The sequence below is a fragment of the Priestia sp. YIM B13491 genome, from assembly GCF_042787605.1.
In the GTDB taxonomy this organism is placed as follows: Bacteria; Bacillota; Bacilli; order Bacillales; family Bacillaceae_H; genus Priestia; species Priestia megaterium_E.
Map to the genome: position 1 here is coordinate 57817 of NZ_JBHZOR010000003.1, position 12815 is coordinate 70631.

At 37.4% G+C, this 12815-nt stretch carries 14 protein-coding genes; 4 read left to right on the plus strand and 10 right to left on the minus strand.

Annotated elements, in window-relative coordinates:
* The first annotated feature begins 8 nt into the window (after nt 1-8).
* Nucleotides 9-1322 (plus strand): hemolysin family protein, encoded by a 1314-nt coding sequence (locus ACFX4E_RS11140; RefSeq protein WP_060746842.1) that lies wholly within the window; start codon nt 9-11, stop codon nt 1320-1322.
* Here the strand turns inward: ACFX4E_RS11140 and ACFX4E_RS11145 are convergent, their stop codons facing one another.
* Nucleotides 1323-1769, minus strand: a complete 447-nt coding sequence (locus ACFX4E_RS11145; protein WP_028409004.1) for a DUF4385 domain-containing protein — start codon at nt 1767-1769, stop codon at nt 1323-1325.
* A 104-nt stretch (nt 1770-1873) separates the two neighbouring features.
* On the opposite strand from ACFX4E_RS11145, the gene ACFX4E_RS11150 reads away from it, so the two are divergent.
* Nucleotides 1874-3262, plus strand: coding sequence for a DUF2254 domain-containing protein (locus ACFX4E_RS11150; protein ID WP_132018555.1), 1389 nt, complete (start codon nt 1874-1876; stop codon nt 3260-3262).
* Between the two features lie 689 nt (nt 3263-3951).
* Entirely contained in the window at nt 3952-4248 is a 297-nt protein-coding gene (locus ACFX4E_RS11155) for a hypothetical protein (protein ID WP_098248221.1), read from the plus strand.
* A gap of 65 nt (nt 4249-4313) precedes the next feature.
* Here ACFX4E_RS11155 and ACFX4E_RS11160 read toward each other — a convergent pair whose 3' ends face one another.
* From ACFX4E_RS11160 to ACFX4E_RS11200, 9 genes are all read right to left on the minus strand, one after another.
* Entirely contained in the window at nt 4314-5084 is a 771-nt protein-coding gene (locus ACFX4E_RS11160; protein ID WP_377238114.1) for an ABC transporter ATP-binding protein, read from the minus strand.
* 9 nt (nt 5085-5093) lie between these two features.
* Entirely contained in the window at nt 5094-5891 is a 798-nt protein-coding gene (locus tag ACFX4E_RS11165) for an ABC transporter ATP-binding protein (protein ID WP_028409009.1), read from the minus strand.
* A gap of 5 nt (nt 5892-5896) precedes the next feature.
* Nucleotides 5897-6703, minus strand: a complete 807-nt coding sequence (gene nikC / locus ACFX4E_RS11170; protein WP_028409010.1) for a nickel transporter permease — start codon at nt 6701-6703, stop codon at nt 5897-5899.
* The gene (gene nikB / locus ACFX4E_RS11175; protein ID WP_377258964.1) at nt 6700-7641 is read right to left on the minus strand and encodes a nickel ABC transporter permease; all 942 of its coding nucleotides are present in this window, start codon (nt 7639-7641) and stop codon (nt 6700-6702) included. Before nikB ends, nikC begins: the two co-directional genes overlap by 4 nt.
* Nucleotides 7642-7643: 2 nt before the next feature.
* Nucleotides 7644-9167 (minus strand): nickel ABC transporter substrate-binding protein, encoded by a 1524-nt coding sequence (gene nikA, locus ACFX4E_RS11180; protein ID WP_377258967.1) that lies wholly within the window; start codon nt 9165-9167, stop codon nt 7644-7646.
* A 245-nt stretch (nt 9168-9412) separates the two neighbouring features.
* Entirely contained in the window at nt 9413-9826 is a 414-nt protein-coding gene (locus tag ACFX4E_RS11185; protein WP_377238116.1) for a DUF4395 domain-containing protein, read from the minus strand.
* 312 nt (nt 9827-10138) lie between these two features.
* The gene (locus tag ACFX4E_RS11190) at nt 10139-10969 is read right to left on the minus strand and encodes a YitT family protein (RefSeq protein WP_028409014.1); all 831 of its coding nucleotides are present in this window, start codon (nt 10967-10969) and stop codon (nt 10139-10141) included.
* A gap of 199 nt (nt 10970-11168) precedes the next feature.
* Entirely contained in the window at nt 11169-11729 is a 561-nt protein-coding gene (locus tag ACFX4E_RS11195) for a hypothetical protein (protein WP_025751320.1), read from the minus strand.
* A 197-nt stretch (nt 11730-11926) separates the two neighbouring features.
* Nucleotides 11927-12481 (minus strand): GNAT family N-acetyltransferase, encoded by a 555-nt coding sequence (locus ACFX4E_RS11200; protein WP_013057535.1) that lies wholly within the window; start codon nt 12479-12481, stop codon nt 11927-11929.
* A 159-nt stretch (nt 12482-12640) separates the two neighbouring features.
* On the opposite strand from ACFX4E_RS11200, the gene ACFX4E_RS11205 reads away from it, so the two are divergent.
* A complete protein-coding gene (locus tag ACFX4E_RS11205) occupies nt 12641-12784 on the plus strand; it encodes a hypothetical protein (protein WP_153254062.1) in 144 nt (47 codons plus the stop codon).
* Nucleotides 12785-12815 lie beyond the last annotated feature (31 nt).

Sequence of the window (12815 nt, forward strand, 5' to 3'; positions counted from 1 at the left end):
AGATAAATTTGGAAACAGTAAATGTCATTTTATTTATCGTATTAATCATATTAACAGCCTTTTTTGTTGCAACGGAATTTGCCGTCATTAGGGTACGGTCGACTAGAATCGACCAGTTAATTGAAGAAGGAAACCGAAACGCTTTAGCAGCAAAAAAAGTAGTATCAAATTTAGATGGTTATCTTTCAGCCACACAGCTGGGCATTACGGTTACCGCACTGGGTCTAGGCTGGATAGGTGAACCTACGGTAGGTCATTTATTAGAGCCGCTTATTGACATGCTTCCTTTTGCTGCATCACTTTCGCATGTCATATCTTTTGTTCTTGCTTTTTCGATTGTCACATTTTTAAATGTGGTAGCTGGGGAACTTGCACCCAAAACAGTGGCGATTCAAAAAGCCGAACAAGTGACGCTGTTATTTTCCCGTCCTCTTATTCTTTTTTCTAAGTTACTTTATCCGTTTATTTGGCTTTTAAACCACTCAGCAAGAGGCGTTGTCGGATTATTTGGCCTGAAGCCAGCTTCTGAAAATGAAGTAGCTCATAGTGAAGAAGAGCTTAGAATTATTTTATCTGAAAGCTATGAGAGCGGTGAAATTAATCAATCGGAATTTAAGTTCATGAATAATATTTTTGAATTTGATAATCGTACGGCTAAAGAAATCATGGTGCCTCGTACAGAAATTGTTAGCGTATCAGCAGAAGAAACGATAGAAGAATTCTTAAAAATGGCTAGAGTAGAGCAATATACTCGCTATCCAGTAGTTGTAGATGGAAACAAAGATCAAGTGGTGGGATTAGTTAATATTAAAGAAATATTAGCGGATTACATAAAAGAAGATGATATTAAACCACGTACCGTGCAAACGTATATGAAACCCATCATTCAAGTCATTGATTCCATCGCCATTTACGACTTATTGCTTAAAATTCAAAAGGACAGAATTCACATGGCCATCTTAATAGACGAGTACGGAGGAACAACAGGGCTTGTAACGGTAGAAGACATTTTAGAAGAAATTGTTGGTGAAATTCGTGATGAATTTGATGATGATGAAATACCGGACGTACACAAAATTAATGAAAATCATTACGTACTCGATGCGAAGGTGTTGATTGAAGAAGTAAATGACTTACTCGGAACAAATATTGAACAAGAAGACGTTGATACCATTGGCGGCTGGATGCTGACCGAAAAGTTTGATCTTGCTAAAGGGGACAGCATCACAAACGAAAGTTTTTCATTTAAAGTCATTGATATTGAACATCACCATATTAAACGAATCGAAATAACAAAGGAAAAAAGTACGGATAACAGCTGATTATCCGTACTTTTTTTGATGCTCTTTTTTAAATTTTAAGTACTCTTTATTCTCTCGTACCTCCTTCCATTTTTTCATAAAAATAGCCGCCGATTCTGCTTTTTGTTCATCAATTTGCCGTTCGTTACGCTCTCCGCCTTTGCTGTATTTCTTTCCGCCTTTATAGTTCGCGTAGCGCCTGGATCGCGTGTATCCCATTTGGAGAAATTTCCGGGCCATGTCCATTCCAACAAAATCGCTTTTTTCTTTGTAGGTTAAAAAAAGCTGATAAATGGCGTCCGCCGATTCCTCAGCAATTTCAGGTGTTCGAAAACGCCAATGAGGAAGAATTTCACTTTTATATGGCTCAACAAGGAGAACTCCTTGTTCTCCTCTTCCTACTCTATACTTTTCAGGATGTTTTCTAAAATCCATATGCTCAAAGTCAAGTGAATAATCAAATGCCACGGCTCTCTCCTCCTTTTTGATCTCTACCCTTTACAAATGGACAATAAAACTTTTCTTAAAGAAGTTTTTCACATGCAGATGCGGGTAATAATAGGTGGATAAGTATGACTAACTTTTTTCTCCATGCTAAAAGAAGTCCGAACTTATTAAATCATGATACGGGAGATTTCGTTATGTCAATAAAGCTACAGCAAAATCGAATCAAAGCTAATTTTTGGATTACTCCTTCTATATACGGAATCGTTGCTTTTGTTTTAGCCACTATTAGTACGTTTATAGACCGATTTTTAACAGCTCATAAACAGTGGTTAAAGTTGGTTCCTTCTGTATTTCTAACGGATAAAGAGCTTGCTCATACTATTTTGAGTTCAGTGTCAAACTCCTTATTAACGATGACGACGATTACGTTTTCTTCTGTGTTAGTGGTACTGACTACGTTTGTAGGCCAGTTTTCTCCTAGAACGATTCAAAATTTTAATACAGATGCCAAAACCCAGCGTGTGCTTGGCACTTTTATCGGTGGGTATGTGTACGTGCTTGTACTGCTTATTCAAGTTCGAAGCAATCAAGTCAGCAACACTTTCATTGTTCCTTCACTAGCCATTTTGGTAGCTTTCATTTGTCTAGGTATGTTTGTATTTTTAATTCATCATGTTATTAACTGGATTAAAGTCGGCAACTTAATTTCAAACATTGCCAAAAAAACGATGCTAACCATTGAAGAACGACAGCTAGAACAGCAAAAATCACCTCAATCAAAAAATGAAGAACAGCTTAATTTTGATAGTGAAAACACGCTTCAAATTAAAAGTAACAAACAAGGATATATTCACTATATTGAACTCAAGCATTTAACTACACTAGCATCTAAATATAATGTTATTGTGAAACTTGAAAAAGCACCCGGTGAGTATGTCGAAGAAGACACACCTCTGTTAAGCGTAATTCATCACGATCAATCATTAGAACACGAAAAATTTCTTCATTGTTTGTTTATTACAAATGATCAAGAGTCGATTCAAGATGTGAAGTTAGGGATTCAAAAGCTGAGTGAAATTGCATTAAGAGCTATTTCACCCGCTATTAATGATCCTGAAACAGCTATTAACTGCATTGAACAGCTCACGCAAGTGTTTATCAAACTTGGGCAAAGCTATTCTTCTTCTCCTTATTATTACGATGAAAAAGGATGCATTCGCGTCATGCTAGAAAAACCTTCTTTTATGGATTATTTGTACAAAGCGTTCTATCAAATTCGTCATTATGGGAAAGAAGATGTTTCCGTGATGTCTGCTGTCATTAAGGCATTAACCGTAATCGCTGAAACAAATCGCTCTGCCATCAAAAACGACGTGTGGGTTTTTTCTTCCTATATCGTAGAAGGGCTGCAAAAACAAGAGTGGCTTAAAATGGACAAAGAGTTTCTTAATCAGTTGCTCAAAAACCTTGCAAAAGCTTGTGAAAAAAAAGGCGATTCTATGTTGATAGAATAAAAACTAAAAAACGCCGCTCAGTTGATGAGCGGCGTTTTCTTACGATATAAAGTGCTCTATCTCTTCTCTCTTTTTCACTATTATAAGTTTATCGTTATATGACGTACGAAGGATATGCAAAATTTCAGGTTTACTTTGCTTTTCGAAGTCTGAATTCCACTGAAACATTTTAATGAAAATAGAAAACGTCGGTGCATAATTTGCTTTTTCTATTTTAGCTTTTTACAGAACATACCTTTTTATAATAAACCATATTCTTTTTAGATAATGGATATCGAGAAAAATAATAAGGTCAGCTCTATTAAAACTTTCATTCACCCACGTATAGTGTACGCCTTCTATAATCCATTCTTTTGAAGCTGAAATATGATGTAAACACTTTTTTCTATCCGCTTCACTTCTTCTTTTATCTCCTTCATATGTTCGTTCCCACATAATATTATCGAGTTCGTAGTGAGGAACTTTTAATTCATGGGATAATAAACGGGCAAGAGTTGTTTTTCCACTTCCAACAGATCCAACGATATGTATTTTTTTACATGAAGCGCTTTGAATACTTCATCTCCTCCTACTTCAAACCTGTTTTTTCACACTTATTGTATAATTCACGTTCTTTTTCTCTAATGCAAACCAGAACATTTTATGCTAGTATTTTATGGTACTTGACTGACAAAAGGAGTGAGATCATAGTGCCTAAAACCCTTTTTGGAAAACTTACGCTGTTTTGGATTGGACTATTTTTATTGATTACAGGTCTATTTTTTTATTATAAATATACAAACCAAGCGTTTACCGCTGCAGATTTATTCTTTCGCGTCTCTCCTCCTTTAGCTACTGTTGGCTTCCTTTTAAGCGCAGCCGGACTATATGAAGAACGAGGAAAAAACAAGCTAATTCCTCTCCTTGTACTCGGCATTAGTTTTGTCATGCTCTGCCAAGCAGGCTATCATTTTATACATATGCATACCCCACCGCCACGTCCCTGACTTTGTCTCATTCTCATTTATAAAAAAACTCTTCGTTTAGTATATTAAACGAAGAGCTTTACTCTCTATTCAAATAAACGCACAAGCTTTTTTGTATAGGGATGTCTGTTTTTATCAAATAGCTTTGCACGTTCAAACTGATCAATAACCTCACCTTGCTGCATAACTATCATGCGGGTACTCATAAAATTTACCGCTGCTAAATCATGCGAAATAAACAAATAAGATAGCTGAAACGTCTCTTGCAAATCTTTTAATAAATTTAAAATTTTCGCTTGTACCGTAACATCAAGACTCGCTGTTGGCTCGTCTAATAGTACCAGAGACGGACCTACGCTAATGGCACGCGCAATCGCTACACGCTGAAGCTGTCCACCGCTGAGTTCATGAGGATAATTCAACGCATATTCTGCGCTAATCCCGACTTTTTCTAACAAATAAAAAGCGATTTCTTTTTCGTTTCTGCTCACATGAGATAAAAATGAAGGAACGGTTCGCTGCTGCCGCAAAGGCTCGAGCAAAGAATCGATGATTTTTACTTTTGGATTAAAAGAAGCCGCGGGGTTTTGAAATACAACTTGCATACCTAGACGAGCTTGCTGCAGTTTTTTTCCTTTTAACCGGTGAAGAGGTTTCTCTGCAAACCATACTTCTCCCTGCTGAATTTCTGTTAACCTTAGCACACTTTTTACAAGCGTACTTTTTCCGCTTCCACTTTCTCCAACAATCCCTACGCATTCCCCTTTATCGATATGCATGGAAACATTATTTAGCGCTTTAACGTCTTTATACTGTTTTACCAGCTGCGTGACGCGTAATATACTTTTTTCTTTCATATCTCACTCCTATATCAACACTTTTTTCTGCGTATCTAACAATCGATCAGGCGTTTTCTGTAAAGAAGGAATGGCGTTAAACAGTTTTTTTGTATAAAAGTGATCCGGAGCGTGAAACAGAGATTCGATACTGTTTTCTTCCACGATCTCTCCTGCTAACATAATGGCTGCTCGGTCTGCATATTTCCGCACATGACGCAAATCATGGGTAATGAATAAAATGGCACAGCCTGCTTCTTCTTTCAGCTTATGCAGCAGCTGAAGAACTTCAGCTGCTGCCACACTATCTAAAGCAGTGGTTGGCTCATCTGCAATAATCAAGGCAGGCTTCATCACCAGTGCTAAAGCAATCGCTGCTCGCTGAAGCTGTCCACCGCTCAGCTGAGAAGCATAGCTTTTATACACGCGTTCATTCGGTAAATTCACAGCTTTTAAAGCCTGAAAAATAGCAACTTTCCTATCTTTTTTAGACAGTTTACTATGTGTACGAATCGTTTCATCAAACTGCTTTCCGATTGTTAAAAAAGGCGTAAAAGCGCTTCGATAATCTTGAAAGATATACGAAATATCTTTTCCAAGGATAGGCACATATCCTTCCTGCTTAAAAGTAATAGAGCCTCCTTTAAGCGTGACACCTGACGGCAACAGCCTTCCTATTGATGCAGCAGTGATACTTTTACCGCTTCCGCTTTCTCCAATGAGCGCCATCCACTGTCCTTGCTCGATTTTAAGAGAAATGCCCTTTACAATTTGTTTTGTTTTATTATGAATGACTAGATGTTTTATTTCTAAAACGATGACGATCACCTCTTTTACCGACTAACTTGATATTTCCCTCGAATATATTCACCTAAAGCTGTAAACGCCAGCACAAATAAAATAATGGCCAAGCCTGGTATCAACATTAACTGCGGAGCATTGTAAAAGTAGGCCCTGCCTTCATTTAGCATCGTTCCCCATTCCGGAGTAGGCGGCTGAGTCCCTAGTCCAATATAGGATAGTGAAGCCATCATTAAAATAATTTTCCCTATATCCAGCGTAGCAAGAACAAGAATATGTCCTCCCACATGAGGAAGAAAGTGGCGCAGGATTAAAGGTAGTGTTCCCACTCCGTTTAATTTAGCAACCAGCACATATTCTTTTGACTTTTCTTGAAGCACAATACTGCGCACTACCCTTGCATAACCAACCCACTTTACAATAACCATCGCAGCAATTAAGTTCAATAATCCAGGCCCTAACAGTCCGCTTAAGACGATGGCTGCAATATAGTCAGGAAAAGCTAAAAAAGCGTCTACAATTCTCATTAAAAAGCGGTCTATTTTTCCTCCAATATACGCTGAAACTAAGCCAACAGGTACTCCAATCAAAAGAGAAAGAGCTAAGACAAGAAAACTAGTCCCAATTGTGGTCTGAGCTCCAGCTACGATTCGTGAAAAGAGATCTCTGCCTAAGTGATCAGTTCCTAACCAGTGATCACCGGTGGATTTTTGAAGCCGGTCTTGCATATTGACTTGTGTGGGATCCATCGGTGTTAGCTGACTTCCAAACAGACAAAATAAAATAAGCGCAATACCAAAAACGCTTATCACTACAAAAGGAAGCTGCGGCTTTTTCACGTTTTATCCCCTCCCTTTACATAGAGCTGGGGATTTACATATTTGTAGCTCAAATCCACAAGTGAATTAATTAACACAACAAACAAGCCCATCCACAAAATATACCCTTGAATCACAGGATAATCACGATTCATAATCGCATCAATAACTAATTTTCCAATGCCAGGATAAGCAAAAAGCACTTCAATAATGACCGTTCCTCCAAGCAAACTGCCTAAGCTCGTCCCTAAAATGGTAAGGATGGGCGTTAAGCTATACCGGAACGCGTGAAAAATAAAAATGCGGCTTTCACTTATTCCTCTTGCTCGAGCGGATCGTACAAAATCTTGTTTCAGTCCTTCTAGCAGACTAGCTCTAACCATTCGCATATACACAGCGGACATGGCAAAACCAAGCGTTAAAGAAGGCAGCACAAGATGAGCTGCTGTGCCTGTCCCCATTGAAGGAAGCCATTGAAGACACACGGAGAACAGCTGTATAAACAAAAGACCGAGCCAGAAGCTGGGAATAGATGCTCCAATTAAGGACACACTTCTGCTGAGATAATCAATCCACTTATTCTGGTATAGTGCTGACAGCGTTCCGAGTGGCACAGCTATTAGCAGCATCACAACCAAAGATGCAGCCGTCAAGCGCAGCGTAGCCGGAAACTTCGCGGCTAATTCATCAATGACAGGCTCTTTTGTCATATACGAAGACCCTAAATCAAACTGAAAAAAGCGCTTCAGCCACTTTACATATTGAATATATACAGGTTCATTAAACCCTAGCTCTGTTCGCAAACTATTTATTTGTTCCTCAGAAACTGCCACGTCATCTACGCGGAGCATTTGCTTAACTGGGTCTCCTGGAGCCAGCTTCATCAAAACAAAGCTGAGAAACGATAGGATAACTAAAAAAATAAGTAATTCTATTATTCTTTTACCAATTAATTTCATATCTATTTCACATCTAAATCCTTTGTTATCACATAGTATTCACTTTTAGTTGTAACCCAATTTTCTACATTTTTTCTATAGGCTACAAAATTATTCGGATGAACAATCGAAGAGTGCAGCGTTTCCTTTTCTGCTATTTCTCCGGCTTGTCTTGCTAACTTATTGCGCTTTTTTTGATCAACGGTTTTATTGAGTTTATTAATAATGGAAGTTAATGCTGGTTCATGAAAATGACCTACATTAAATGCTCCTCCCTCCATGTAAAGAGCATTAAAGAAATATCCTGCATCTCCTCGCGGCGCGGTTACTAGACTGTATGTAACGATTCCCCAATCATTTTTTGTTGTCATATACTCGTCCATATTTTCCACTTGTTGAATGTCTATTTTCACACCAATTTTTTTTGCTTCTGACTGAAGCATTTGTGACATTAAAGGCAGTTCTGGACGATAAGGGTATGTAACAAGCTTAAAGGAAAGCTGTTTTCCATTTTTTATTGCTTTTCCACCCTTGAGTATATAACCGGCTTTTTCTAAATATTTTTGAGCCTCACTTGGTCCATAGGTTTTCGTTTTTTGATCGTTCGAAAAATCTAAACTCTTTAAAAATGGACCATTTGCAGGGGATCCTTGACCTGCAAGCGCTGTATCGACAACATCTTTTGGATTTAATAATACACCAAACGCTTTTCTCACATTTTTATCTTTAAACGCTTCTTGCCTTGAATTATAGAAAAGCATTTGATTTCTCAGGCTCGGCTGTATATCTACTACAATTGAAGAATCTTTTTTTAACGTGTTTAAGCTTTCAATAGCCGGACGGTACACAATATCGGCTTCACCTGATTGCAAAGCGGACGTTCGTGCATTTTCATCATCATTAAATGTTAACACAACTTCATCCAATTTTGGTTCCCCGCCCCAGTATTCTTTATATTTTTTTACTTTCATTTCATTATCAGGTTTAAACGAAGCTACTTTAAATGGCCCTGTTCCCACGGGTTTACTTTTTGTATCTGGAGCATCTACATCAATAATTGCTGTGTTTGGATGAACAAGTTCAGAAGGCAGCGTGGCAAGCGGCTCTGTTGTTGTAATGGTTAAGATTTGGCCACTGGCTTTCATTTCTTTAATTTTAAGTGCACTTTTCATTGCTTCGCTTTCTTTTATCGTTCTTTCTAACGAATGTTTCACGGCTTCAGCATTTAGATCCTTGCCATTTTGAAACGTAATTCCGTCTCTAATCTCAAATACCCAGGTCGTCCCACCATCTTCTGTTTTCCATTTTTTTGAAAGCCACGGTTCAATCTGTAATTGCTCATTAACTTTTACTAACGTTTCGGCAATACCGGCTCGTACAGTTGTATAATTTAACTGTGGATCGAGCGTATCACTTGGAAAATTCGATACAAAAGTAAGTGATTTCTTTTTACTCTTTTCTTCGGTACTCGCAGAGTTACTCGAACATGCCGCTAGCAGACCTATCGCAGCAAGCATTAAGCATAGCAGACTTATCCTTTTTTTCATATAAACCCCTCCTTTATTCAAAACTATCTTTCTTTTATGTACGGTCTTTAACTATAACTTACCTCCTTTAAATCGTAACGATTATTATTATCATAAAAAGTTTAATTTGTTTACCTTACTTTGTCAACAAAGGTTTTTAAAGGATATAGACGCTCTAACACTTGTTTTCACCCGTTATGATGATTAAATTTATTGATAACGCATACAAATGAGCATAAAAAAACAAAGCCTTCGCGAGGCTTTGTTTATGCAGCGTGTTTTTTTCTTTTATATTTCCACATCATATATCGATAACGAATCGTGCAGCCTACACAATATCCCATCAGCGCTACACCCGCAGCAAGAATCACCATTATACTAAATACATAGCCGACAAGCGTATAACCCATTAAAAATGAAATGAAAGCAACCCCCATACATATCGTTGCAATCCATTGGTTAAAAAGCTGCTGATCCCGGTCTTCCATTTGATAAGAAGAAGCAGGCTTTTTGAGAAGCGTTTTCCCTGCCATAATTACGGGATTACGCTTTGTTGCAAGTGTGACTACTCCAACAAGAAAAGGCAAAAGTAAAAGCCACTTTGCCGCAAGTAAAGCGATCAAAACCGTTATAACGATAAAGAGTTGATTAAGCTGAACTAATGGTTTGGGAATGCTCATGGAACTCCTCCTTCTTAAAACCTATTATACAAATTGGTTTACTAATTTAAAAGAAAAAGCACTCCAAATGAGCGATAAGACTCATACAAAAAAGTTACATAATTTCACTAACGTACTTTAAGATCAGTATCGTAAATAAAATCAAGACAACGTATCGTAAAGAACGAATTCGACGTTGAAGAAGACGTTTTACATGCCTTTTATTACGCATATGGGTTCTTCCTTTCGTATATTGAATTGTCTCTAGACACACTTATATCATACTTTTTCGGAGAACACCAACGTCAGAAAAAATTGCCAAGAACCACAGCTTTATGCGCTTAAAAATCCTTTTCCAATTACATCTCGTACATCGTGTACAATCACAAATGCTTCATCATCAATTTTTTTAATCAGCTTTTTAAGTTTAATAAGCTCTTGTTTATTAATGACCACATACAAGATTTCTTTTGATTCTTTTGTATAGTTCCCTCGACCGTTTAGAATCGTTACTCCGCGATCAAGCTGTTCATTAATTTGATCCGCTACTTCGTTTTTGTTGCTTGAAATAACGGTAACGGCTTTTTTCGCATCGAACCCTTCAATAACGAAGTCAATTACTTTTGTTGTAATGTACAGCATGACGATTGTAAATAGTAGCTTTTCGATTCCAATAATAAAATAAGAAGCCAATACCACTAGTAAATCAACAATTAAAAGTGCATGACTGACTTTCCAGTTTAAAAATTTATTTAGAATTCGAGCAATAATGGCTGAACCTGCTGTTGTTCCACCAACTCGCAAAATCATCCCAATTCCAACGCCTAGCAGTACACCGGCAAAAACCATGCCAATGAGCTCTTCATGAAGATGAAGACCCCAGCCTTCAGTTACGTGAAGGAAAATAGATGTAGCGATAATCGTAATCATCGTATAGACGATGGTTTTTTTCTCTAAAAATTTATACCCTACGATAAGCAAGATACCGTTTAAAATAAAGTTAGTGATGCCCGTTGAAAGATGCGTTGTATAATATAAAATAATTGATATACCCGTAACGCCGCCTTCACCTAGTCCTATTGGAATGACAAACATGTTAACTGCAAGTGAAAATACAAACGAGCCTATTAATAAAAAGATGACATCTTTTACTGTTTTACCCATCGATTAAACCCTCCTCGGCATAAAAATTCACATAAAAAAGCCCCTTCTCCAAAAGAGAAGAGACGCTTATGTTTAGTTTTTATATTACGTATTCTTAAATTGCCATGTATGACTATAATATGTTCACATACGTTTGTCAAACGGAAAGTTTATGCATTATGTGTAACCAAGGCGATGAGTCATTTATCTTTTATGTATACTAGGAATGTTTTAATTTATTTAAACAAAGACGGATGCAGGAATTAGTTGACTCAATTAATTCTTTATCGCCTTTTTTTAATCGAATTTCTAACGCGCGTTGAAAATAGTGGTGTGCTCTGGAAACAATCCGCTGATCAAGTAAACATTTTCCATAATGCTGATAGACAAAGTCTTCATATATGTGAAGGTCTTCATCTGCTTTTAATTGTTCAATGAGTAGCTGAAACGTTTCATTCGCTTTATCCCACTGTTCTTGCCAGTGATATGTATGTCCAAGCCGGATCGTATTCAAAAATTCACCTATTGTATCAGCATGTCGGTCATATAGATAAATGGCCAGCAGCAGATGTCTTTCACTGCTCGTTAATTCCCCAAGTATGCGCTCATATACACCAATGTGTCCATATGTTTTTGCAGCGGCACACTCATCCTCTTCTTCAAGAGCTCGTTTCTTTAAATAGATAATTCCCTGCTTCATTTGGTGTGGGTTAACCGGAACTTCTCGAAGCTGTTCATTAAATCGATAACTCATATTAAACGGAAGATCTCTGATGTTCATGCACGCTCCTTTCATGTGGCACATCAGCAAACATACTTTCATGACCGCTTGCTTATGGTCCATTGGATGTAGGATTCTTTCCATTTTGATACGTTTACGCGATTTACAGGAAAGCTCAGCAAAAGTGCTGAGCTGTTGGTTCTTATTATTTTACTTATATATCCATTTTATCACAAAAAATACTACCGTAAAGATGCTCAGGCAGTCTTCATATAAAAAAATGGTTTTTTATCAATAAAAATGGTTTTATGCTCTTGAAAGCCTATACGCTGATACAATTTTTTGGCTTCTACGTTATTATATTCAACGTTTAACGATAAAAACATCTTACGCTTTTTGGCTTCTTGCTTGGCTACATTTAAAAGAGCCGTTCCTATCCCTTTTCCACGATAAGCTTCATCTACACATAGAGAGTCAATATAATAATCTCCATGTTCAGTTTCTATATCAATTTCCCACGCTGGATTATTAAGTTTAGCACGTACAAAACGCTTAACTGGTTCATAAAGCGTTTGTAACATACTTCCTTCGTAGCAAAGCATAAGTCCAACTACTTTCTCGTCGACTTCTGCGACTGTAATATGATGATAGCTATAGCGATTCTTCTCAGACAGAATAAACGCTTTAAGCCTTAAAAGCGCTTCTTCATTCGTTGTAGCCGCTGTGTGAGAGCGCGCAATACTGCCAAGCATGTCATAAAGTAATTCCGTTACAGCAGAAGCATCTTCTTTTCTTGCTTTCCTTATTTTCACGATTTTCAAACTCCCTTTATTCTCTTCGCTTGCGTTATTTGTAGCAAACCTTCTTACCTATCTACTTTAACACGAAAAAGAAAAGAAAGAAAAAATTAACTCCTAATCTTCCTTTCATTGTATAATTAATGTATATTTTCAAATGAATGGATGATGACTATGAAAAAACGCCGTCAGCAGAAAGATACTACAGTAAGTGGATGGGAAGTTTTAGCAGAAATTCTTTTACAAGTGCCTCAGCTGCTCATATGGCCACTGCGTCTTCTTATACGGATTGGTCGCTCTTTGTTGGATGGTATTTAGCCACTCCTATACAAATACTTACTTAACTCAA

Coding starts and splice junctions, on each gene's coding strand:
- ACFX4E_RS11150 (WP_132018555.1), top strand. CDS start 1,874: ATGACTAACTTTTTTCTCCATGCTAAAAGAAGTCCGAACTTATTAAAT.
- ACFX4E_RS11160 (WP_377238114.1), bottom strand. CDS start 5,084: ATGAAAGAAAAAAGTATATTACGCGTCACGCAGCTGGTAAAACAGTAT.
- nikB (WP_377258964.1), bottom strand. CDS start 7,641: ATGAAATTAATTGGTAAAAGAATAATAGAATTACTTATTTTTTTAGTT.
- nikA (WP_377258967.1), bottom strand. CDS start 9,167: ATGAAAAAAAGGATAAGTCTGCTATGCTTAATGCTTGCTGCGATAGGT.
- ACFX4E_RS11185 (WP_377238116.1), bottom strand. CDS start 9,826: ATGAGCATTCCCAAACCATTAGTTCAGCTTAATCAACTCTTTATCGTT.
- ACFX4E_RS11190 (WP_028409014.1), bottom strand. CDS start 10,969: ATGGGTAAAACAGTAAAAGATGTCATCTTTTTATTAATAGGCTCGTTT.
- ACFX4E_RS11195 (WP_025751320.1), bottom strand. CDS start 11,729: ATGAACATCAGAGATCTTCCGTTTAATATGAGTTATCGATTTAATGAA.
- ACFX4E_RS11205 (WP_153254062.1), top strand. CDS start 12,641: ATGAAAAAACGCCGTCAGCAGAAAGATACTACAGTAAGTGGATGGGAA.